This window comes from Caballeronia calidae, from assembly GCF_900044055.2.
In the GTDB taxonomy this organism is placed as follows: domain Bacteria; phylum Pseudomonadota; class Gammaproteobacteria; order Burkholderiales; family Burkholderiaceae; genus Caballeronia; species Caballeronia calidae.
Genome location: NZ_FCOX02000086.1, coordinates 1 through 22803, shown reverse-complemented (window position 1 = coordinate 22803; position 22803 = coordinate 1). Strand labels below are relative to the sequence as shown.

Sequence of the window (22803 nt, the reverse complement as noted above, 5' to 3'; positions counted from 1 at the left end):
CTCGAAATTGGTGGACACCTATGCTCCTCGCTCCAGTCGATCACCGCCAGACGTCAAAGATGGACGGCTTACGATCAATCCTGGTTTTGTACTGAGCGGCGACCGCACGGCAGCCACCAGCAAGGTGAAAGGAGCTCGCTCACTCCGAGACGGCGTGAGGAATCGAACACGTGATGCCGCCGTCGACGGGGACGACCGCTCCCGTGATATACGCGGCATCGTCAGACGCCAGGAAGACCGCTGCTTTGGCGACATCCCAAGGCGAGCCGAGGCGCCGCAAGGGCACACTGCGGATCCGTTGTTTCAGCATGGATTCTGCCTTGGCGTCCCACACCTTATTGAGTTGAGATGAAGCGCGAGGGGTATCGATGGAACCGACTAGCAATGCATTGCAGCGAATATTCTCTGGGCCGTATTGAGCGGCGAGAGCCCGCGTGAACTGGTTGACGGCAGCTTTCGAAGAGCTATATGCAATTGTCGGCCTGCCGTGCCACGCGATTCCTGTGATGGAGGAAACGTTCACGATGGCGCCGGAGCGTTTCTCAACAAAGGTCGGAAGGACGGCTTTGCTGGTCAGGAAGATGCTCTTGAGGTTCGTTGCCAACACCTTGTCCCACACCTCCTCATCCATATCGACCGGACCACCGGACACGTTAATGCCGACATTGTTGTGCAAGATATCCAATGTTCCGAATTCGCTGATTGCCAACTGGACCGCGTTTCGGATCTGCTCAAACGACGTCACGTCCGCCGTGATCGCTACGGCTTGGGCGCCTTCTTCGCGGATAAGCTCAACCGTGCGTTCGGCAGCGGATGTATTCAGGTCGACCACGGCAACGCCGGCGCCTTCTCGAGCGTAAGCAATAGCAGCGGCGGCGCCGTTGCTAGTGCCATCAGGGCTGCAGCCGCCACCAAAAACAATTGCGAATTTCTGTGAGAGTTTAGACATTCAAGTATCTCTTTGAGTCAGTGCTCACCACCCGAAGCGGGGCGTTCTATCAGGACCATGACGTCGTTTCAAGCGAGATTTACCAGGTCTCGTATCGCGGCCCCGACGTCCGTCAGCTCCTCGATTCGTCGACAGGTGCCGATCATCTGCTTGACGTGAGCGTCCGGGATCCAGGTGCTCGCCAGCGAATGGAATTTCTTTTCCAGTTCGCTGTCGGTCAGCGGTTTCGTTTTGCTTCCTCTTACGTCCGTGACTTGCGCGCGAATGGTGCGACCGCTCGACAGCCGGGCTTCAGCCACGGCTTGGTGGGAGCCAAGTTGTTCGTCGGCCACCGCGATGATCTTTTCGCGCAGTTCCGATACCTGAGGGTCATTGATGCATGCGTCTTGCATCTCAGCGACACCGGCCGATTTCCGCACCAATGCTGCGGCGGCCCAGTGAAAGAGACTCACATGCGACTCAAGCGGCGTTTTCGGAGAGCGAATACCGGTCAGCGACAGGGCCAGCGGATGCACCTTTAGCGTTGCGTCGCATACCCGTTCGGATCCCTCGAGTTGATTGACAAGTTCGAAACACGCGTCGAGAGTCGGGTGAATGACAATGCCACACGGATAGGGCTTGTAGGAGTTGGACAGCAACTCATACTCTTTGCCGAGTCCCGCCATGCCGGCGCTCACATCTGCACCTGACGAGTACACGTCCAAGAATCCTTTGTTTGCCTCAAGGGATTGATCGTCTCCCGTAAAGCCGAGCGCAGCAAGTTTTGCTGCGATGACGCCGCTGCGAGTGGCGTGGGCTGGACGAAAGTGCGCGGTCATCGTGCCGTGCGTCGCCCGGAACCCGGAGGCCTGTGACGCCGCCAGCCCTAGCGCCCAATTCATTCGCTGTTCGTCGAGTCCCATGAGGCGGCCGATCGTCGCAGCGACGCCGATCGGCGCAGTGAGACCTGAGACGTAGAACCCGACATTGAATTTAGACGGCGGCAGGACCAGAATTCTTGCCAGACGGCATTGAATCTCAATGCCAATCACGATGGCGTTTAAGAACTCTTTTCCAGAGACGGACTGCGTCTCACTGAAAGCGAGAGCAGCAGCGCAGACGGGACCGCTCGGATGCGTAACCGTTGCGAGATGAGCGTCGTCGAAGGCAAGGATGCTCGAACTCATGCAATTGAGAGCCGCAGCGCTTGCAACATCGACGCGTCGCTTATCTCCTAGCACAGTGGCCTGCGAGCTACTGCCTAGTTCCAGTGCCACCTCGAGCGCCAATTTGACGGCCTTCTCTTGAGAGCCGCCAAGTGCGCAACCGAGCCAATTGAGAAATGCTCTGACGGCTTCTCGCTGAACAACCGCAGGGTGGGCCGCAAAGTTCGAAGTCACGGCATAGCGTGCTATCGCTGCCGTCAGGGCGCCGCTGTCAATTGACAGTGCGTCAGGATTGGGTTTGTCGAAAGAGAGGGTCATAGGTAAGCTCGAACGAAACGTTGAGCAAATTCGTTGATGGCGAGCGCGACTGTCTCGGGAGCTTCGAGCATCGGAAAATGGCCGTGTCCAAGGATGGCCTTGACCGAGACATCTGCGACGTGCTCGCGCACGGCCTTCATGAACGGCGTCGCGACACCTGGCTCGAGAGCGCGACGCTTCAGGTTCGCATCGACGAAGGTTGACTGTAGAACAAGGACGGGGACAGCAATGCGCTTCAAAGTATCAATGCCACTGACCGGGTCCCAACCGACTGCGTCCAGGTACAAGTCTCGGCCAAAACTTGGATCAAGTGTTTGCAGACGGCCCAAAACGGAAGTCACGAGGGCGGGCGCCGCGTTCTCATTAAACATCGCTCTGAAGTGTTTATCCGCGAATGCCGAAAACCCTTCGGCGTCTACCGCCGAGCGTGCCCGATTGAGAATTTCCTCTCGATCGGCCACGTAGAGCGCACCCTCAATGAAGACCATGCCGACAACATCGGTCTGAGACATCGCATAGGCCTCCCGAATGACTTTGCATCCGAGACTATGGCCAACCAAAATGACCGGGCGGCCTTTGGACTGGTTACGGACGGTGTTCACGGCGAGGGCCATCTCCGTGACGGTTGCTTCGGTCGCCTTGCTCGATCGACCGTGACCCGGCAGGTCGAGCGCCACGCAACGGTACCGTGAACTGAGCGCGAGAATGAGCGGCTGCCAGTCCTGAATCTCGCAGCCGAACCCGTGAACGAAGATTAGGGTCGGGTCGTTCTCGCCCTCGACGCGATAGTGAACGAATGTATTCATCGGCGCTTAGTCTCCACTTCCACTGGCCACAAAGGATGCAAGAAACCTTCCGCAAGCGGTCCTTAGGTCGTCGCCGGCAGGCGGGCGAGCGTGTTTTGCGCTTGGGTCAGGTGGGGCTTATCCAGCATTTTTCCGTTCAGCTGGACAACTCCCTTTCCCTGTGACGCTTCGAACGCGGCGATGACTGCCTTAGCATGCTCAATCTCGCTCTCATCCGGGAGAAATCCCGCGTTGATAGCATCGATTTGGCTGGGGTGAATCGCAAATTTCGCCGTGAATCCCTCTTTGGACGCGCTGCGAACCTCCTCGTGGAGACCCTCGAGATCACGAAAATCCGCCCGGATCGTGTCGACGGCGTGCACGCCGGCGGCTTTCGCGCCAAGCAAGCACAAGCTGCGGGCCAGCTTATACGTGAACGCAAGCGAAGAGTCCGCTTCACGATTGGTCGATGCGCCGACAGCCGTTGAGAGGTCCTCGGCACCCCAAGTGAGGCCAAACAACCGCTCAGAGCAACCTCGGTACGTCCCGAGTTCGAAAACGGAAGCCGCAGTCTCAGTTGCTACGGGCAGGATTTTGATCCGTCCGATGTTGAGTCCCTCCCGACTCTCCAATGCGGTCAGATAGTGATCTAGGATCACAACCTCGTTGCTGGAAGAGCATTTCGGCAGCAGCACGCCGTCCGGGGCACCTGCGACGATGGCGGAGAGGTCGTCCAAGGCCTTATTCGAGTCGAGCGCATTGATGCGGACCCAGACTTGTTGCCGCGCACGATCCGAGCTTCCAGCTAGATATTTCAGTACGCAGTTTCTGGCGAAACCAATTTGCTCGGACGATACCGAATCCTCAAGGTCCAGTACCAGGGCGTCGGCTGCGGACGCACCGGCTTTTTCCATCTTTCGTTCGCTGTCGCCGGGAACGAAAAGAAACGATCGGGGGGAAATCATGACGTGCTCCAAGGGAATGTGGCGCGAGGTGACTCAACAAACGGCCATCACGGACGCTTCATCATCAGCGCGGGACGCTTGCAGATCGCGACCAAGACATTGTTCTGGTTGTAGCCGCGATGTTCGAAGGTCACGATGCCCCGATCGGGCTTCGAGTTGCTTTCACGCCGGCTGACAACCTCGCTCTCTACGCGAATGGTGTCTCCATGGAACACGGGAGCAGGGAATCGAACCTCTTCGAATCCCAGGTTTCCGACCGTCGTCCCAAGCGTTGTGTCTCCGACCGAAATACCCACTACCAGCCCAAGGGTGAACGCACTATTGACGATACGTTGCCCAAAGTCCGTGTGTTCGCGGCAATACTCTTCGTCGATGTGCAGAGCAGCCGGGTTATGCGTCAGCGAAGAGAAAAGGACATTGTCCATTTCCGTCACGGTCCTGCGCATGGTGTGTTTGAAGACGAGACCGACGGTCAATTCCTCGAAATACAGGCCTGCCATTTCTATCCTCTTTCGAAAAGTTATTCGCGGTCAGAATCCGACGTTGTTGCCGCCCTTGAGCGAAAGCATCTGTCGCGCCTCGTCGGGCGTCGCGACTTCGAGCGTCAGCCCTTCAATGATGGAACGGACTCGGCGCACCTGCGCAGCGTTCGTTTCAGCCAGGCGGCCTGGACCATCCCAGAGCGAGTCCTCAATGCCAACGCGTACATTGCCGCCCATGGAAGCCGCAGTCGCTGCAATCGGCATCTGTTGCCGGCCCGCGCCGAGCACCGACCACACATATTCCTTTCCGAAGAGCCGATCGGCGGTACGTTTCATGTGCGAGACGTCGTCAGGGTGTGCACCGATACCGCCGAGGATGCCGAAGACCGTCTGAATGAAAAGGGGGCCTTGGACGAGTTTCCGGTCTAGAAAATGGGCAAGGTTGTACAGATGGGCGGTGTCGTAGCACTCGAACTCAAAACGCGTTCCGTTATCAGCGCACGATGAGAGGATGTACTCGATGTCCTTGAACGTATTCTTGAAAACCATGTCCCGGGTGGCTTCGAGATACTGGCCTTCCCATTCATGCTTGAAGTTTGTGTACTTCTTCAGCATGGGGTAGAGGCCGAAGTTCATCGAGCCCATGTTCAGCGAAGCCACCTCCGGTTTCAGTTGAAGGGCAGGCTGCAAACGCTCCTCGACCGTCATCGAGGGAGAGCCCCCGGTGGTGAGGTTTACTACGCCATTGGTCCGCGACTTAACATTGCCAACGAATTCCTTGAAGAGGTCGACCGACTGGGAAGGTCTGCCGTTCTTCGGGTCGCGCGCGTGCAGATGAACGATCGCTGCACCAGCTTCAATCGCACCCACCGCTGCCTCTTCGATCTCCTTGCCTGTGATCGGGAGATGAGGGGACATGGAGGGCGTGTGGATCGCTCCCGTAACAGCGCAGGTAATAATGACTTTGCGGCTCATTGTGTTCTCCGTTTTTGATGACGCCTTCTCGGGCATTCGATTAATAGGACTTCGGAAGCCCGAGAACCTTCTCGGCGATAAAGCAGAGGGCGAGCGTCTGCGACACTGGCGCAAGGCGCGGCAGCATAGCCTCACGGAAGAGCCGTTCAACGTGGTATTCCTTTGCGTAACCCATGCCGCCGTGCGTCAAAACCGCCGTTTCGCAGGCACGGAAGCCCGCTTCTGAGCAGAGGAACTTGGCGGCGTTCGCTTCGGCTGCGCACGATTTGTCGTTGTCGTACAGCCATGCCGCCTTCTGATACATCAGCGATGCAGCCTCAAGCTCCGCCCAGCGTTCCGCCAACGGATGCTGAACGCCCTGGTTTTTTCCGATTGGGCGATCGAAAACAATGCGCTCATTCGCGTACTTCGCAGCGCGCTCAAGCGCGGCACGACCCAGCCCAATACTTTCCGCAGCGACCAGCACACGCTCCGGATTCATACCGTGAAGGATGTACTTGAATCCCTTACCTTCTTCACCGATCCGGTCTTCGACGGGAACGCGAAGGCCATCGATGAACAGCTCGTTCGAATCCACTGCAGCCCGCCCGAGCTTCTGGATTTCTCGCACGTCTACCTTCGTGCGATCGAGATCGGTATAGAAGAGCGTGAGGCCGTCAGTTTTGGACTTGACTTCTTCGAGAGGGGTCGTTCGTGCCAGAAGGAGAATCTTGCTGGCCACTTGCGCGGTGGAGATCCAGATTTTCTGGCCATTTACAACGTAATGATCTCCGTCGCGCTTTGCCGTCGTCTTAAGCTGCAACGTGTTCAGGCCGGTGTTCGGTTCAGTCACGCCGAAGCAGGCCTTAACATCGCCCTGAATGAGAGGCGGCAACCATCGGGCTTTCTGCTCGTCGGTGCCGAATACGACCACCGGGTGCAAGCCGAAGATGTTCATGTGGAGCGCTGAGGCCCCGGACATTCCGGCTCCGGAGCCAGCGATCGTCTCCATCATGATTGCCGCTTCGAGAATCCCTTGGCCTGCGCCGCCGTATTCGGTGGGCATCGCGATGCCGAGCCATCCTGCCTTGGCCATCGTGGCGTGGAAGTCGTGCGGGAATTCGTGATCGGCGTCCTTCTTGAGCCAATAGTGCTCGTCGAAACTTGCACAGACATCGGCGACGGCGTTACGAATTGCCTGTTGATCTTCTGTAAGTTCAAAATTCATGATGGTAGTTTCCGAGGCATCCAGCTTCGTCAGCTGAGAGTGTTGCGATAGAAGACAGATCAGCTGAGACGGGCGACGCCTTGCGCAGCGAGCTGCTCAATTTCCTGTTCCGTGTAACCAAGCTCCGAGAGCACCTCATGAGTGTGCTCGCCAAGGCTGGGCGGCGGCTTCCGAAGCGGCGGACGCTCGCCATCGAATCGAAGCGGTTGAGCCACGCTCCGCGTTTCCCCCAACACGGGGTGTGTGTAGTGCTCGACCATCCCAGATGCCGCTGTATGGGGGTGTTGCGAGAGATCCCCCAGGGTGTGAAGTGGGGAACATGGAATCCCTGCGCGGTCCAGTTTCTCGATCCAGAAATCGCGAGGCTGAGTCTTGAGTGCGCTTCGCACCAACGCAACAGTTTCGGCACGGTTCCGCACGCGGTCGGCGTTGGTCGCGAAGCGCGGGTCCGCAGCATACTCATCGAGATGCGCGATCGAGCAGAAGCTTCGCCAGAGACTGTCGTTCGCAACACCCAGAATGAGCGGCAAGTCGCTAGCCTCGAAAATTTCATAGGGACACAATGATTCATGCCCACTGCCAGGCTTTTGCGGTTCGGTGCCGCGTTCCCAGAAACCTTGCAGGAAGTAGCCAAGAAATGCCGTTGACGTGTCAAAGAGTGACGCCTCAACAGTGCAGCCCTTGCCCGTGGAGTTGCGTTGCTGCAGTCCCGCCAGAATCCCGATGAGAGCGTGTAGACCTGTTGCCTGGTCGACTGGCGAAAAAGGACTGCGCACCGAAGGACCGCCGGGCTCTCCTGTAATGGAAAGCATGCCCGTGAAGGCTTGAAGGATAACGTCGTAGCCCTTGTGTTTGCGCATGGGCCCAACAGAGCCGAACCCAGAAATGCTGCAGTAGACGATGCGCGGGTTGATGGACATCAGCGTTTGCGCATCCACCCCCAACCGAGCGGCAACTCCGGGACCAAAGCTTTCGATTACGACGTCGGCTTCCCTCGCAAGTTGATGGCAAATCTTCTGACCGTCGGCCGACTTGAGATCGAGTGCGATGCTGCGCTTGTTGCGATTCGCCGCAAGAAAGGGGGTTCCGAAGTTCTTTCCACCCTCAACATCTCGGAACGCAGGCCAGTGGCGGCTGTCGTCGCCGAAGTCCTTCGCTTCCACCTTGACCACATCGGCACCCATATCGCCAAGATATTGTGTGCAAAGCGGACCGGCCAGTATCTTTGAGAAGTCCAGAACCTTCAGTTCGCGCAACGGTGCTGTACTCACGTCTCCTCCGATGGATTTATATATAGCTGGCCAGCCGGCCTCTAGCTGTCGTCGTCATGAAACTGTCGCTGATAGGTCCGGTACCGACTTCGGCATACAACCTGTCAACCGACTACTCTTTGATTCGCATTGCAAATCGATTTGATCTCTTGCGGGCGGCTCAAACCCGAGCACAACCGACCCGGTTTTGCGTCAAACGCGAACAGTTCGCGAGAACACCGTAAGACATAAACTACCATGCAAATGATCCAAACGTCAATGGTCAACATTTGAATGTTCGGGTAACTGCTGATACCCGTGAAGGCGCTACTGCTATTGGTAGTAACGTTTGGTTGATATTTACTGGAAAGCAGTCACGACGGACCGCTGAGACGCCGAAAATCGGGCATTCCTGGCCGCACTGTTCGCTGAGAACCGGCCGCGCTGATCCTTACACAAGCAGGTTAGATCAGACGAAATAACGCCGCCAGCATCAACACGAACGTTGCTGCGAGGCGGCGCTGAGCAGGCCAGGTTGGGGTTGTCGAAGATCAGTTTGAAGTGCCGTACTTGGTATCGCTTTGAGCAGGTGGGTCGGCTTCTAGGACTTTCTTGATCTCCACGGGATCCACTTTGATCTGCACACCCACGCGCTCTTGAGGCAGCAGCATTACCGATCGACAGTCGCGCTCAGACCACCCCCTGTTCATTGCTTCTTGAATGTCTGCAAGAGCGAGATTCGCAATGCGCATCGGAACACCGAGTTCTCGGCCAAGCGCTGTGGCGAGGGTCATGTCTTTGTCGATGATTCTCAAAGCAGCGTGCGGTGGATCGAAATTGGCCGGCAAGAATTCATCGATCAAGCCGTCAAACGTTCGACGTCGACCAAGCGATCCCTGTCGAATCGCAGCCCATAGGGAGAGCGGGTCCGCTCCAGCTTTGACACCGAGGACAAACACCTCGGCAATCGCCGCTTGGGTTGCCTGACTCGCGCAATTGTTGACCAGCTTGGCGACGAGGCCCGAACCAAGCGCGCCCACATGGATGGGGCGGTCACCCATTGCACGCAAGACGGGTTCATAGCGGTCGAAAATGGCCCTATCGCCCCCAACCCAGATACCAAGTCGGCCGCGCTTGGCTCCAAGTGCTCCGCCGCTGATCGGCGCATCGAGGACGTGTGCGTCACGTTCGGCGAATGCCCGATGCAATTGTTTGATCAGTTCGGGCGAATTGGTCGACAGTTCGAAAAGCGCACACCCGGGGCGGATGCCGCTCAAGATTCCCTCGGGTCCGAGCGTGACCGCCTCAATGGCAGGGATGCTTGGCAGACACGTGAAAATCACGTCGCTGCGCTTGGCGACTTCAGACGGCGTCTCGGCCCATTGCGCGCCATTTGCGAGCAATTCGCCTGCTGCCTCGCGGCGCGTGTCGTTGATGATCAGGCTGTAGCCCGATTTTTGAGCGTTGAGAGCCATCGCGGCCCCCATGATGCCAAGGCCGATGAAGCCTACCGTCGGTTTCTCGAGTTGAGTCATTGCGATCCTCCCAAATGCTGAAGCCCGAACTCTTGCAGGAGGGGCGTCACAACGAGTGCTGCAGAGACCGAAGCCGCGATCGCGGTGCTGAGGCCCAACGCAAGCTCGCCCGAGTTCGGCGCCGATATTGCAACTTCGCGTGACGGTGCCCCATTAACGGTACTTTGAAGCAACGCAAGGTATCTGTTCCATCGACTGGTACGTGTCATCTCGTTCTCAATGTAATCGGTAGACGTGTCGAGCGGTATTGCAGAACAAGCTCAGCTTTTCGTCATGAGACATGCTTGAAACGCACATCTTGAAAGCGTTCCAAACGGAGTGGTAGGTGCCGGCCACGCGATCGACAGGGAAGTTGCTCTCGAACATGCACCGATCCGGCCCAAAAAATTCAACGCACGTTTCGATGTAGGGACGCCAATCTTTCGCAAGCTCGACAGCGGTCGGAGGTCTTTCTCGTGTTGCATAGGCGAATCCGCAGCGCTTGGGGGCGAGGCCACCAATCTTGACGAACGTGTTTGGGCGCCTCGCTACACTTGCTAGCTGCGATCGCCAATACTCAAAGTTACCTTCGTTCGCGTAGCGGGCGATGCGAACCAAACCTCCGCAGTGGTCGACGATAATAGGCGTATCCGGAAAGGCATCCGCCAATTCGCAAAGGTCGCCTAATTGGGAGTGGTACTGCCAAGCATCATAAGTCAGGCCGCGACCTGCGAGTTTCGCAAATCCCTCTCGGAATCGAGGATCCCGCAAGAGACCACGCGGCGCGTACGGCCTAACGCCCGTATTGATTGAGGGATCTTCGTCCCATGCCGCCGCTCCCCGCACACCTCGCAGAAGTCCATTACTGCCTGCGGCGAGGGCATCCAAGACAGTTTCAACCTCGGCGCCAAGGGTCAAGTCTGCGGCCCCCACGAAGCCGGCGCACACTGCCGTTGACGTTGCTGAACGCTCGCCCGCAGCGAAGACGCTTGCGACAAACTCTGCTTCTCCAACTGACCTCAGCGGAACGGGTCCCCTGTCGCGGTACATGGAGTTGCACTCAACGTAGACAGTCGCGACGATGTTGTGACCGCTCGCGAGATCAGCCGAAAACTCCGGAAGCAGATACGTTTTACCGTCGTGTATCCAAAGGTGGTGATGACAATCGATGATCGGAAGATCCTTGTCGATGGTCTCATTTTGTGCGGAACCGCTGTCGGCATGCACTGCCCGTCTCTCCTAGCTAGCGCGAACGATAGTCAAAGTATAAAAGTGGCACGTCAAATGTCAACCATTGAACCGCGCGACGAACCTAGAGACAAACCCTAGTGGACGCTGACTCAAAACCCAAATGCAATGGGCCTTCGACGGATTTGTGTGCACCGGTGGAAATCGAGTATCGGGTCGAAATGGCGCGATGCATCATTCATCGGGTCGAAAAGATGCACCATTAACTCTTGCATCGGACTGGACAATGTGCGCGTCAAATAATTCTTTCAATCTGGTAACCGGTGTTATCGCTAGGCGCGTGGCCATGCGGTCGATCGAGTCATGAAGCTTCGCCAACTCCAATGTTTCTGTGCCGTTGTGGACGCGGACTTCAACATTTCGCGCGCGTCCGAGGCTTTGCATACCACCCAACCGTCGGTTGGTAAGCATCTGAAGCAGATGGAGGAAGAGCTTTCTTCAAATCTTCTTGTCAGGTCGGGAGGTCGGATACTTGGATTGACGGCCAATGGCGAGCAGATTTTGGTTTGGGCGCGCCGCGCGCTTCAGTGCACGGAAAACATTCGAGCAGCGTCTCGCGACTCTCGGCAAGCGCACGGAACGCTGACTCTGGCGACCAGCCATACGCACGCGAACTACGTAATTTTGCCCGCTATCCTTGAGTTCACTCGACGCTTTCCTGAAGTGCAGATAGGCGTTCAGCAAGGAGCGCCTGAGCACGTGGCGGAAATGGTTCGATCGGGGAAGGCCGACATCGGCGTCATACACGAACCTCCTGATTTGCCCCGAGAGGTGGTAGCGATTCCATTTTTATCTGCCCCTCAGTGCCTCATCATGCCTTTGGAGCACCCATTGCAAACTGAGCCCGAGCTCACCTTGGAGAAGTTGGCCCACTTCCCATTGATTGTGCAGAGTAAGGATAGGCCGCAAGGTCAAAGAGTCCTTGGAGAGTTTGACCGGGCAAACTTGAGTGTACGGGTTAGCGTACAAGCTCTCGATGCGGATGTCATGAAAACCTATGTTGCTGCGGGGCTCGGAATTGCTGTGGTTCCGTCTTACAGCTTTCGTGAACTCGACCAGCACTTCTTGTTCGCCCGCGACGTGAGTCACATATTCGAACCGGGAGTGTCCGCAGTCATATTGCGCCGAGACAGTTACATTCGGAAATGCGTTTTTGAATTCTTGGAGGAGCTCTCGGAGGGGTTACCTCGATCTCGAGTCGACGCGCTCGTAACGGGTGGTGCTCGATAAGACGGCGCGTCGCGTCGGGAAAGGTCAGGTATTCAAAACCGGTTTGATGGTGGTCCAAATTTGAACTGGATTCGAATGGTGAGTGCTGTAACCATCGGATCTACGTCAACGAACACCCGTACCGGAGGGAACTTGGACCAGATCGTGCACGGCAAAGCAGGTGCTGACCTTCAAAACACGCCGCGCCCTCCCTTGGATGGGCTGAAAGTGCTCGACCTTACCGTCGCAAGGGCGGGCCCGACTGCGGTGCGACACCTCGCGGATTGGGGCGCAGAGGTCATACGTATTGACCAGCCGCTTCCGCCTAAGGGCTCTCCCGCGAACGAGGATGTCGTCGGAACCGAGCGCAGCTCTGACTACCAGAATTTGCACCGAAACAAGCGCTCCATCAGGCTTGACTTGAAGAGTTCGGCGGGACGCGAGATCTTTCTCGATCTCGTGCGAGGTGCTGACGTCGTCATAGAGAATATGCGCCCGGGCGTCAAGAAGCGTCTCAGGATTGCCTATGAGGATCTGCAGAGCATCAATCCGCGCCTGATTTACGGAAGCATCAGCGGCTATGGTCAGACGGGGCCCTACCGCGACCGCGCTGGGTTAGACCACATTGCGCAGGGTATGACTGGATTGATGTCCGTCACGGGGGTCCCCGGCGGTGGGCCGCTTCGCGTCGGGATTGCAGTCGGAGACCTCACAGCGGGAAATATTCTGGCGCTCAACTTGATGATCGCATTGTTCGAAAGGGAAAAGACAGGACGCGGTCGTTGGGTACATACGAGCCTGCTTGAGAGCTTGCTCTTCATGCTCGACTTTCAGGCTACGAGGTGGCTGGTGGATGGGGAGGTCCCACGCAGCGTTGGCAACGAACACCCGACCGGCGTTCCAACCGATCTTTTCCCGACTGCCGACGGACAGATCAATCTGACCGCGCCAACCCCAAAGATGTGGGCCAGTCTTTGCAAAGTGATGGAGAAGCCGGAATGGTCTGCGCAAGAGGAGTGGAGCACCCGACGTGGGCGAATCAAACACAGAGCAACGATTCACGCGGCGATTGCAGATGTGACGCGCACAAGGTCAAACGACTACTGGATCCAAACTTTAAATTCCGTAGGAATCCCTTGTGGCCCAATCTACACGATGGACCAGGTTTTCGAAGACGAACAAGTCAAGCTCCTTGGGCTGGCGGCTCCTGTTCACCATCCTGAGCTAGGGACGATTCGACTCGTGGGATCCCCCATGAACTTCGACGGAACGGAGAAGCGGATCCGTTCTGCGACACCTGACCCGGGGGCAGATGCCAAAGAGATTCTGGCCAACCTTGGTTATGGGCCGGAGAAAATCGCGACCCTTGAGGAGAATGGGATCATTTAAACGCACGACGCCGAGATCATTCCGGCGCGACCGTGGAATACATCGTCTGAAATATCAAGCATCAGAAAAACTACCGCAGAAGTGGAGAGAGACGCGATGAGAAACCGATGGAAATGGCTGAATTGGCTGTCCTTTACCGTCGCGAGCTTTGTTGTCGGCGCCGTACTGAGTCACTCAGCATATGCACAACAGCTCGAACCCGTTCGAATTGGACTGAGTTCCACGAGCATGCCATCGTCGGCACCAAAAATCGCGAACGCGCTTGGGCTCTTCTCAAAGCACGGGCTGAACCCGACCCTGATCCAGATGCAGGACGCAAGTGCGAACACAATGGGACTGATCTCGGGCTCAGTTGACTTTGTAACAGCACAGCCGACCGACGTGATTGTTTCGCAGGGCAGAGGTCAGAAGTTGGTTGCTGTTTCGAGCGTATATCGAGGCTTCGCAATTATGCTCGTAGTCTCGAAATCCGCTATCGACCGCATGAAGGTATCGATTAAGGCTCCCGTCGCGGACCGCTTCAAAGCGCTGGACGGTTTGGTGATCGCATCGGCCAGCGCAACGTCCGCTGCAACGCTCGCGCTGAAATCTGCGACCGCAGCCGCCGGCTCCCGCGTTCGAATGACGTACATGAGTCAGACTGCCATGGTTGCCGCGCTATCAAACGGCGCAATTCAGGGTTTCCTCGCCAGTGCGCCGTTTTATGCAAACGCGATTCGAAATGGTAGCGGCGAAATCTGGTTAGCCGGCCCCGACGGCGATTTCCCAGCGGATTCAACGCTTGCGAACAACATTACCTTGAACACTAAGCTTGACTACGCTTTAGCTCACCGTGATCTCGTCACGCGGATGGCAGCAGTATTCAGCGAATTCGGGCGAACGGTGCGTGAGCGTCCCGACGCAGTCAAAGGTGCGATTAGACAGGTTTTCCCGGACCTCGATCCGAACACGATCAATCTCGTCTTTGAGCGAGAGGCCCGTGGGTGGGGAGGGGCTGGAAAGCTTACCGAGCAGGAGATGGCGCATGATATTGCAATCGTGAAAGCAGGAGGTGCCGATCTTCCATTGCTCGATTCAATATCCCCTGCAGACATGATTTTTCGATAGCTCCTGCCCATGCAACATTGAGGTTGCAGCTCGCGAACGATCACCATTTTGAGGTTGACGCAACCATGCGCAGACAAGTAGACGAGAACGAAAGAACACACACATGGTTGTGTGAATCCGGGCTAAAAATAGTTGGCTCCAGCTGGGGGGAGTACGGGAGACCTCCAATCGTGCTGCTTCACGGAGGGGGGCAGACTCGCCACGCATGGCGGAAAACGGCCAGGTGGCTGGCGAAGGCCGGATATCACGTCCTGACCTATGACGCACGCGGGCATGGAGAATCGGATTGGGCGTCTGAAGGGCAATATGACCAGGATGCTTTTGTTCGCGATCTGACATGTATCGCGCGACAAACGAAAGTCAAAAGACCGGCGCTGATGGGCGCCTCAATGGGCGGCAACACGTGTTTGACTGCGGTCGGCGAGAGATGGATGGAGGTATCAGCGTTGGTTCTGATCGACGCGGTGCCGCAGACTCGACGGGAAGGATTCGAACGCATCAAGGCGTTCATGGAAGAAGGCAGAAGGGGATTTGAATCGCTGGATGCCGTCGTCCTCGCCATCTCGGCCTATCGCGGAGAGCCGACGCGTCGCCCGTCCATGGAAGGTTTAGCGAAGACAGTACGACTTGGGTCGGATGGTCGCTACTACTGGCATTGGGACCCCAACTTCCTCGAGGAGCGCGAACGCGACTTCGATGCGCGCTATGACCGACTCTCTGCCTGCGCAAAGCATTTGGAGATTCCAACACTAGTGGCGAGAGGTGGAAGCTCCGACGTTGTCTCCGAGGAGGGCATTAAGGAGTTCCTGCGCCTGTGTCCACAAGCTGAATACCTCAATATTGCAGAAGCTGGCCACATGATAACAGGCGACGAGAACGACACCTTCGGGCGAGCGACGATCGATTTTCTTGGAAGGAACGTGCCGGCCTCAGCGACGCAATGAGAGTCTTCCGGCGAACTCATCGGTTATTTTGGCCGAGCGCACCGGTTGAAAATAGTCACCGAGTTTCACGTTCAACGCTGTCCTCCTGCTTCGGCGTCTCGAGTGATACCAACCCATCCGAACTTGCACGTTTTAGCTCAATCCGATATGAACTTCCACGCAACCCTCAATGCGCAATATGACGAGGCGGTAGCTGTCTTGCGGCAGGGAAGCTTCTTTGTGGGTGGGCGGCAGGTTAAGGCGTGCGGTGCGTTTGATGAGCGAGCAGGGGTCATTTTGCCCAGTACGGGGCAAACTTTCTGGACGGACCAGATGTACGTGCAATACCAGGTACCCTTGAATCCGCGACGATACCCATTGGTGTTTGTCCATGGTGGTGGGGGAACCGGGCAAGTCTGGGAGACGACGCCTGACGGCCGCGAAGGCTTCCAGACGATCTTCTTGCGGCGTGGATTCGCCGTGTACACGGTCGATGCTCCGCGAGGTGGTCGATCCGGCTTTCCTGGATTCAATGGCGAGTTAGGCAAGCTTGACGCCTCGCAGCAGATCGTACCCGACTCGACGTTCAGACCTGGAATCCAACATGCGTGGAGCCGGTGGCGTCTGGGACCACGCTATCCCGAGGTATTTGAGCGACAAGCGTTCCCGATGGAGGCCGTCGATCAATTCTTCAAGCATGTCCGACCGATTGTTTCGGACGATGCTGAGGTCGTCAGCCATGCGCTCGTCACGCTTCTCGAAAGAATTGGACCCGCGATTCTTGTTACGCATTCGAACGGCGGTCTATGGGGATGGTTGGCCGCATCCCGGTGTGCAAATGTGAAGGCCGTCGTCAGTTACGAGCCAGGGTTTGTCTTCCCCCGAGGCAAATTTCCTCCGTCGATCAAGCTTTTCAAGGGGTGCCTTCCTCCCGGAACTCCCATCGAATCGAGCGAATTCAGACAACTTGCATCTGTCCCGATTCAGATTGTCTTTGGGGACAACATTCCAAGTGAGCCGGTACCAGAGTTGCCCGCCGATGCCAGACGGGCGCAGCTTGAGTTGTCGCATTTGTTCGTGCGGTCAATCAACAACGAGCACGGCAAGGCAAGTGTTCTCATGCTCAGTGACGTCGGCCTGACAGGGAACTCACATTTCATGTTTCTGGACACGAACAACTTGGAAGTTGCCGATCAACTGTCGAGTTTTCTGAGTGCCCACGAGCTCGATATTTGTTGACGCACACAAGAGTCGAGGAAGACTATGGATATTGAACAGAGAGTAGAAGCGCAAGGTCAGGTGAAGGTCTACCGCGAAGGGAGCGTCGCTCGAGTCGTCATCGAAAATGAGGCACGACGCAACGCGCTAACGTTGGAGATGAAGCGGCAGTTCCTGCATGCCTTCGCAGAACTCGAAGGCGATACGGGTGTGCGCTGTGTAATCCTGACCGGAGCGGGGATCAAATCATTCATCTCTGGGGCCGACATTTCCGAGTTCGACAAAGCACGCGCTGATCCGACCTCTGAGGCGAAATACATCGAACTGGCAAAATCGGTTACGTTGGCCCCGGTGAAGACCTCGAAGCCAACCATCGCCAGGATTCGTGGAGCATGCGCGGGCGGAGGGCTTCAACTCGCCGTGGCTTGCGATGTGCGAATTGCCTCCGAAGATGCATTCTTCATCATGCCTGCGGCAAAGCTGGGCATCGGGTATCCGTACGTAGGCATGTCACTTTTCATGTCGCTGCTAGGCCGAGCGAGGGTTGCTGATCTCTTCCTGAGTGGTCGGAGAGTTAGTGCAGCGGAGGCGCTTGAGATCGGCTTAGTCGACTTCGTCGTGGCGAATGATTTCCTCGACGGTTTTGTCGCGGACTACGCTGACAAGGTCAGCAGTAACGCGCCACTCAGTCTTGCACTGATCAAGCGCTCTATTCACGAAATCGCCGGAACTGAGTCGGGGTCCCCGAGCGCGGAAATTGACGCGCTCATGGAGGCATGCGCGAACAGTGTCGATGCGATTGAGGGACGTCGCGCGTTCGCAGAAAAGCGGAAAGCAAATTTTCAGGGGAGATAGTGATGCGAATCCGCCTTTTGCGGATGGATGCTTCGGCCGCTGAACACACACTACGTGGTGTCGGCTGCCCCAAATCCGACACAGCGAGATTCCGGCAAGGGCAGAGATGAACGTGAGCAATTCTCGATCGACCATTGTCGAAACTGCTTCTGGGAAAGTTCGCGGATTAGTCGACCACGACGTGTGCGTTTTCAGGGGAATTCATTACGGAACACAGACAGGAGGGCGCAACCGATTTCGTCCTGCCAGTCATCCCAATTGGCCCGGTGTGCGGGACGCAACCGAGTTTGGTCCTCGTTGTCCGCAACTCGAGCCGACCGGCGCGACTTATCCCTGGCAGGAGTGGCTCAAAGATACGCACGTTCAGTCGGAGGACTGCCTGACACTCAACGTGTTCACGGAATCTTTGTCGGTGCTTGAGCCGAGGCCGGTGATGGTCTACTTCCATGGAGGCGGATTCAGCGTCGGTTCCGCCAATGCAGCAGGAACTAGCGGCGAAAATCTTGCACGTAGAGGGGTCGTAGTGGTCTCGCTGAATCACCGATTGAACGTGTTCGGCCATTTGTTCCTGCAACGGCATGAAGAAACGCGTTTCTCCGGGAACATCGGCCTACTCGATTGCGTCCTGGCGTTGGGCTGGGTCCGCGAAAATATCTCACGGTTCGGCGGTGATCCCTGGAACATCACCATCTTCGGCCAATCAGGTGGGGGGTCAAAGGTCGCTGCGCTCCTGGCGATGCCGCAGGCCCGTGGACTATTCCAGAAGGCGATCGTACAGAGTGCGTCGTCGTTGCTCTCGCTCGCGAGCCAAGAGGAGGCGGAGAGAAACACATTTCACTTTCTGAGAGCGACGGGTGCGACGACCTCAACAGTACAGAAGTTATCTGAGATGAAACCGGACGAACTCCTGGCTGCAATGCGCAGATCAGTGATGATGGCCGGAGGAGTCGACGATTTCCGGCCTGTGGTCGATGGCGAGGTCGTAGTGTCGCAACCTTTCGGTAGGCGAGCGGTTGAACTATCGACGGATGTTCCGCTTATCATCGGATGGTGCGATAACGAATTGCGCCTTAATCTGGCTTTGAGCCCTCACGTAGCAGATATGGCGGAGCATACTGCGAGGGAGAGGGTCGCAAGCTTGCTGAGCGGCTCGGACCAAGAGATAAAGGACTTGTTCGCGGTCTACAAGCAGACAAGGCCGAGCTATACCGCAGGCGAACTTTATTTGCAGATCATCGGCGACTTTCGCTATCGACGCTCCCTCATTGGTGCCGCAGAACGACAGGCGACCAACGGAGTCGCCCCGGTCTTCACGTACGCGCTGGATTGGAAGTCCCCCGTTTGCGGCGGTCGGCTCGGTACTCCCCATACCTTGTGTATCGCGTTTGTATTTGGAAACCATGAGGCGAGCGTGCCAATCGCGGGACGAGGTGCCGCCCAGGAAATTTTGAGAGCTCAGATGTCTAACGCCTGGGTCGAGTTTGCAAGGTCGGGGCGCCCTCGTGTCGCTGGGCTGCCGAAATGGTCGGCCTTCTCGAAGACAAGCCGCGACACGATTCTTTTCAATGAGATACCTGAGCTGGTCAGAGATCCGCGCTCAATTGAGCGAGTGGCGCTGGGGACGTTTGCCGAATACAAGCCCGGTCCGGTCGAGGGTGCACATATCGCCGCTGCAGGAGCGCCCTTCGAACGCGACGAGAACCGCGACACGAAGGGCTTGACGGGAGAAGATGCGTCCAGTCCAGTGCTTAGATCGGATTCTGGCGTGAGGCTGCGCTTCTGATTTTGATGACGGAGGAAAATGGTAGCAAAACCACCTACTCCGTTGGAGAGCAGACAGGGAACCGAAATAGATCGCAGGTTTCGGCAGAAAAATATGCGACAGCCTCACGCATGAGAAAACAAGCTCCCCGCGTGCGGAAGAGAGGTCGGGTGGCTCGGCGACCAATGCCGCCGAGCACTAACCCTTACGTCAGAAGCTGCAACTGTAGTTCTCGGCCAGTTTCGCAGCGTTCGATCGTTTGCCGGTGGTCTTTCAAGAACCGCTGGCTTTCGGGGGACCGTGATCGAGGGCGGTTGCTCTAATCTCGGTCGCCTGATTGGACGTTGAGTTCTGCTAGCACATCACGTGCGCTGCAAAATGCTTCGACAGCAGCTGGAGCACCCGCATAGACCGCGCTGTGGAGAAGTACCTCTCTGAGTTCTTCCGACGACGCTCCGTTGTTCAGCGCGCCACGGATGTGCCCTTTGATCTCGGAACTCTTGCCTAGCGCCGCTAGCATCGCGACTGTACACAAGCTTCGGGTCCGAAGATCCAGCCCGTCGCGAAGCCAAGTGCTGCCCCATGCATGCTCGTTAATCCAATCTTGCAGCGGTTTGGAAAATGCGTCGGCTGAGTCCATGGCGCGATCCACAAATTCGGTGCCCATTACCTCGGTCCTACGCTTGAGACCATTCCTTCGCGAGTCGTTGCTCATAAAATTGTCTCATATGAGTTCCGCGCCCGAAGCGCTTGTTCAGAACGAACCAACGGAATAGCCCCAACGTGATCCGTCGCATAGGGCATCGCATGCCGTCGATATGTCGACCATCGGGCCGCTCAAGCAGTTTCTTGCGCCGCCTGCGCGTCCAGTTGCAAGATACTCCCTTATCAGCGACGCCTGGCCGAGGACTCACGGGTTACTGCACGCTCACGCTTTTTTCCCGGAGGCAGTCAACATTGCGTGTCCAGCCGTCGAAGACTCAATCTGTTCGTCGGCATCAGGAGATTTCGACGTGGGATCGAAGGCTTTCTCTTTGATGAATAGAAGAGCAGTGATCGCCGCGACTACATACGCGAACCCGAGAAAACCCAGTCCCATGGAGAATGTGTAGCGAGACGCAATGTATCCAAGTGCAACCGGAGCTACCATGCCGCCAATACGTCCCAAGTTATAGACCAAAGCGAATGCCGTGCCTCGGACGCGAGTGGGGAAGCTTTCGCTGATATACGTGTTCGCGACTGAGTTGGGGCAACCGTAGAACAAACCGATGAACAAAAGCATGAACCCTGCATTTTGAGCCGTCACGTTGTAAGCAAGTATCGGAAAAGCGGCGGCCGTCAGCACCGACGAGATGACCCAAATGGGCTTGCGGCCGAACTTATCTGAAGCGTAACCTGCCAACACTTTGCCGAAGATCATCATGACAAAGTTGCCTGCTACGAACCAGCCAACGCTCGACATCTTGATCCCCAGTCCATTCTGAAGGTAAGTGGGCATCCAGTTGTTTGCCGAATAGTATCCGGCTTGAAATGCGATCGAGCAGACCGTCCAGGCAAGTACCATTTTCAATACAAACTTGTCTTTGAAGATCATTGACCATTCATTGGACGGACGGTCCTCAAGGGTCTTCTGAGTTCTCGCTGCGGTCCAACTCTCGGGATCCTTAAGGTGCTTGAGCAGAAAGATGGTGGCGATTGCTGGGACGGCGCTAATCCAAAACATCGGGCGCCAGCCGTAGTGAGGAATGAGATAGCTCGCGCCTACGGCAGCGAGCGCGTAGCCGACTGGTGAGCCTGCGCTCACGGCCCCTAGAACGGTATTCCGCTTTGCCGTTGGAATATATTCGTTGACAAACACGCAGCCCACCGAATAGACAGCGGAAAGGCCGACCCCGCCGAGGAAACGGACTATGGCGAACTGCTCGAACGTCTCCGTGAAAGCGAGTGCTGCCGTCATGACCGAGAACCAGGCGATTCCCCATGCAACCACTTTCGCTCGACCAATCCGGTCTGCAATCCATCCTGTAAAGATTCCACCCGCCATTTGGCCAGCGAGGGTGACAGTAGCCAGAAACCCGGCTTGGATGTTCGAAAGGTGAAATTCCTTGATCAGGCTAGGGAGCGCCATTGCCATGAACTGAAGGTCAATCCCTTCAACCACCATGGCACCGATTATTGTGATTGCGACGATCCACCCCATTCGGCTGATTCGGTCGCCGCTGCCGGCCGTCTCGATTCCCGTCATCTCGCTTGTCTCCACCCGCTGAAGCGCTTTGAAAGTTTGTCCGTGCATGTGTGCGTCACGTGACCTCTTGCACACTGCTCGCTCGACGCCACGATAGAGGAATTCGCGCATAAACGTCAATGGTTGGCCTTTAGGCGTTAACCCGGCTATGAACGAGTAATCATCGTACGCTGCTCACGTCACGGGCTTGGACCGACAGGCGGTCTATTATTCGACATGCGTGACATGGGAGACGACGATCGGAGCATTTTGGGTGATGGAGTCCTAATCCGGGTCACCGAAGAGCCGTCAATCCTGGAACACGAGCGTACGAAAGACGTGATGTGTGCGGGAGCGCCCTTGTCGCTGGGACGAATCAGGTGGTGCGATTCGGCGGCCAGCACTCAGTCACAGTGCAACCGGGACAGAGCGTGTTGAGCGACCCGATCGTGTTGCCATGGGTTATTTTCCCGGGGGCCCCGATGCTTGCAAACCGCAAGCTCGCAATAAGTTTTCGCGTCGTAGGAGCCAGCGGGCCGATAACTTGGCACGCCAAGGCGATGACCACAAACTTCTTATCCGCTCCCGGCAGTAAGGACGTAACGTACGATCCAGTAAAGGGCCACAAATTGAGAATGAGACGCATTCAAATACCCGGACAGGCGTTTGCTCGACTTCTGTGTGCGGGAGCATCTAGGAATCCGCGCGGCAGACAGAATTTGAGCTGCCGGTACTGACGCCACATCGTGCGGCGTCAACGCCGATTGCGGTTTGGTCCGCCATTGCGCGCAAAAATGGCTTTCCCGGCGGCGAAATCAGGGCAATGTTGTCCCCTTCGGGACTTACGCAGGCGTCATTTTCGACATTCTGCGTAGGTTCAGCGCCGCGCAGACGAGTTTCCATTCGGCCTGGGCCTTGGCCAGTCCGCGCATGCTGAATTGTCGAAATCCGAGAACGCTCTTTACCCAGGCATTCGGCGGTTCGGACAGCCATTTGCGCTTTCGATAGGCCGCCTGAGTTTGCGCACAAGTAAACTTGTCGGCCATCGCAGCGCATAGCGGGCGCTTCCGGGCATCGACCTTCACCTCTTTCTTGCCCTCGCGTCCGGGCGCCACGATCAGCTCGGCGGGATGCTCGCGCAATAGTTCGAACGTCGCCTCCGAGCGGTAGCCCGCATCGGCAAGGACTTGCTTGGGGGCGGCCCCGGCGTCGCGCGCTACCGCCGCCAGAACGATCGGCAATTGGCCGCTGTCGGCAGCACAGTTACCCAGTTCGGCC

The 22803-nt window shown here is 56.9% G+C and carries 20 protein-coding genes; 7 read left to right on the top strand and 13 right to left on the bottom strand.

The features are described from left to right. Positions 1-139: 139 nt before the first annotated feature. The 10 genes from AWB78_RS37310 to AWB78_RS37265 all read right to left on the bottom strand — a co-directional run bounded on the left by AWB78_RS37310 (position 140) and on the right by AWB78_RS37265 (position 10817). On the bottom strand, positions 140-949 hold the full coding sequence (locus tag AWB78_RS37310) for an SDR family NAD(P)-dependent oxidoreductase (protein ID WP_062611735.1): 810 nt from the start codon (positions 947-949) through the stop codon (positions 140-142). A 68-nt stretch (positions 950-1017) separates the two neighbouring features. Next, positions 1018-2412, bottom strand: coding sequence for an MmgE/PrpD family protein (locus AWB78_RS37305; protein ID WP_062611734.1), 1395 nt, complete (start codon positions 2410-2412; stop codon positions 1018-1020). After that, complete coding sequence (locus AWB78_RS37300) at positions 2409-3218, bottom strand: alpha/beta fold hydrolase (protein WP_062611733.1); 810 nt, start codon at positions 3216-3218, stop codon at positions 2409-2411. Before AWB78_RS37300 ends, AWB78_RS37305 begins: the two co-directional genes overlap by 4 nt. A 62-nt stretch (positions 3219-3280) precedes the next feature. After that, positions 3281-4162, bottom strand: a complete 882-nt coding sequence (locus AWB78_RS37295) for an HpcH/HpaI aldolase/citrate lyase family protein (RefSeq protein ID WP_062611732.1) — start codon at positions 4160-4162, stop codon at positions 3281-3283. A 47-nt stretch (positions 4163-4209) separates the two neighbouring features. Then, entirely contained in the window at positions 4210-4662 is a 453-nt protein-coding gene (locus AWB78_RS37290) for a MaoC family dehydratase (RefSeq protein ID WP_062611731.1), read from the bottom strand. Positions 4663-4692: 30 nt separating this feature from the next. After that, the gene (gene kce, locus AWB78_RS37285) at positions 4693-5619 is read right to left on the bottom strand and encodes a 3,5-dioxohexanoate:acetyl-CoA acetone transferase (RefSeq protein WP_062611738.1); all 927 of its coding nucleotides are present in this window, start codon (positions 5617-5619) and stop codon (positions 4693-4695) included. A 40-nt stretch (positions 5620-5659) separates the two neighbouring features. Further along, positions 5660-6826, bottom strand: coding sequence for an acyl-CoA dehydrogenase family protein (locus AWB78_RS37280; RefSeq protein ID WP_062611730.1), 1167 nt, complete (start codon positions 6824-6826; stop codon positions 5660-5662). A gap of 59 nt (positions 6827-6885) precedes the next feature. Then, positions 6886-8097 (bottom strand): CaiB/BaiF CoA transferase family protein, encoded by a 1212-nt coding sequence (locus AWB78_RS37275; protein WP_062611729.1) that lies wholly within the window; start codon positions 8095-8097, stop codon positions 6886-6888. 530 nt (positions 8098-8627) lie between these two features. Next, positions 8628-9737 (bottom strand): NAD(P)-dependent oxidoreductase, encoded by a 1110-nt coding sequence (locus tag AWB78_RS37270; protein WP_269768964.1) that lies wholly within the window; start codon positions 9735-9737, stop codon positions 8628-8630. Positions 9738-9827: 90 nt separating this feature from the next. Next, positions 9828-10817 (bottom strand): amidohydrolase family protein, encoded by a 990-nt coding sequence (locus AWB78_RS37265; RefSeq protein WP_062611727.1) that lies wholly within the window; start codon positions 10815-10817, stop codon positions 9828-9830. Positions 10818-11141: 324 nt separating this feature from the next. On the opposite strand from AWB78_RS37265, the gene AWB78_RS37260 reads away from it, so the two are divergent. From AWB78_RS37260 to AWB78_RS37230, 7 genes are all read left to right on the top strand, one after another. After that, a complete protein-coding gene (locus tag AWB78_RS37260) occupies positions 11142-12068 on the top strand; it encodes a LysR substrate-binding domain-containing protein (protein WP_062611726.1) in 927 nt (308 codons plus the stop codon). Between the two features lie 132 nt (positions 12069-12200). Beyond that, positions 12201-13436: a CaiB/BaiF CoA transferase family protein gene (locus AWB78_RS37255; protein WP_232478032.1), complete on the top strand. Its 1236-nt coding sequence runs from the start codon at positions 12201-12203 to the stop codon at positions 13434-13436. Between the two features lie 96 nt (positions 13437-13532). Beyond that, complete coding sequence (locus AWB78_RS37250; RefSeq protein ID WP_074173634.1) at positions 13533-14543, top strand: ABC transporter substrate-binding protein; 1011 nt, start codon at positions 13533-13535, stop codon at positions 14541-14543. A 170-nt stretch (positions 14544-14713) separates the two neighbouring features. Beyond that, positions 14714-15487: an alpha/beta fold hydrolase gene (locus tag AWB78_RS37245; RefSeq protein WP_157697748.1), complete on the top strand. Its 774-nt coding sequence runs from the start codon at positions 14714-14716 to the stop codon at positions 15485-15487. Between the two features lie 147 nt (positions 15488-15634). Then, a complete protein-coding gene (locus AWB78_RS37240) occupies positions 15635-16705 on the top strand; it encodes an alpha/beta hydrolase (protein WP_062611724.1) in 1071 nt (356 codons plus the stop codon). A gap of 24 nt (positions 16706-16729) precedes the next feature. After that, complete coding sequence (locus AWB78_RS37235; protein ID WP_062611723.1) at positions 16730-17539, top strand: enoyl-CoA hydratase-related protein; 810 nt, start codon at positions 16730-16732, stop codon at positions 17537-17539. Positions 17540-17645: 106 nt separating this feature from the next. Then, positions 17646-19322: a carboxylesterase/lipase family protein gene (locus tag AWB78_RS37230; protein WP_074173633.1), complete on the top strand. Its 1677-nt coding sequence runs from the start codon at positions 17646-17648 to the stop codon at positions 19320-19322. Between the two features lie 298 nt (positions 19323-19620). On the opposite strand, the gene AWB78_RS37225 is transcribed toward AWB78_RS37230, so the two are convergent. From AWB78_RS37225 to AWB78_RS37215, 3 genes are all read right to left on the bottom strand, one after another. Then, a complete protein-coding gene (locus tag AWB78_RS37225; RefSeq protein ID WP_062611721.1) occupies positions 19621-20016 on the bottom strand; it encodes a carboxymuconolactone decarboxylase family protein in 396 nt (131 codons plus the stop codon). A 213-nt stretch (positions 20017-20229) separates the two neighbouring features. After that, a complete protein-coding gene (locus tag AWB78_RS37220) occupies positions 20230-21546 on the bottom strand; it encodes an MFS transporter (RefSeq protein WP_157697747.1) in 1317 nt (438 codons plus the stop codon). 821 nt (positions 21547-22367) lie between these two features. Further along, positions 22368-22803, bottom strand: a 436-nt coding sequence (locus AWB78_RS37215) for a transposase (protein WP_157697502.1), incomplete at its 5' end; no start/stop codon positions are given.

Coding starts and splice junctions, on each gene's coding strand:
- AWB78_RS37310 (WP_062611735.1), bottom strand. CDS start 949: ATGTCTAAACTCTCACAGAAATTCGCAATTGTTTTTGGTGGCGGCTGC.
- AWB78_RS37305 (WP_062611734.1), bottom strand. CDS start 2,412: ATGACCCTCTCTTTCGACAAACCCAATCCTGACGCACTGTCAATTGAC.
- AWB78_RS37300 (WP_062611733.1), bottom strand. CDS start 3,218: ATGAATACATTCGTTCACTATCGCGTCGAGGGCGAGAACGACCCGACC.
- AWB78_RS37295 (WP_062611732.1), bottom strand. CDS start 4,162: ATGATTTCCCCCCGATCGTTTCTTTTCGTTCCCGGCGACAGCGAACGA.
- AWB78_RS37290 (WP_062611731.1), bottom strand. CDS start 4,662: ATGGCAGGCCTGTATTTCGAGGAATTGACCGTCGGTCTCGTCTTCAAA.
- kce (WP_062611738.1), bottom strand. CDS start 5,619: ATGAGCCGCAAAGTCATTATTACCTGCGCTGTTACGGGAGCGATCCAC.
- AWB78_RS37280 (WP_062611730.1), bottom strand. CDS start 6,826: ATGAATTTTGAACTTACAGAAGATCAACAGGCAATTCGTAACGCCGTC.
- AWB78_RS37260 (WP_062611726.1), top strand. CDS start 11,142: ATGAAGCTTCGCCAACTCCAATGTTTCTGTGCCGTTGTGGACGCGGAC.
- AWB78_RS37250 (WP_074173634.1), top strand. CDS start 13,533: ATGAGAAACCGATGGAAATGGCTGAATTGGCTGTCCTTTACCGTCGCG.
- AWB78_RS37240 (WP_062611724.1), top strand. CDS start 15,635: ATGAACTTCCACGCAACCCTCAATGCGCAATATGACGAGGCGGTAGCT.
- AWB78_RS37235 (WP_062611723.1), top strand. CDS start 16,730: ATGGATATTGAACAGAGAGTAGAAGCGCAAGGTCAGGTGAAGGTCTAC.
- AWB78_RS37230 (WP_074173633.1), top strand. CDS start 17,646: ATGAACGTGAGCAATTCTCGATCGACCATTGTCGAAACTGCTTCTGGG.
- AWB78_RS37225 (WP_062611721.1), bottom strand. CDS start 20,016: ATGAGCAACGACTCGCGAAGGAATGGTCTCAAGCGTAGGACCGAGGTA.
- AWB78_RS37220 (WP_157697747.1), bottom strand. CDS start 21,546: ATGACGGGAATCGAGACGGCCGGCAGCGGCGACCGAATCAGCCGAATG.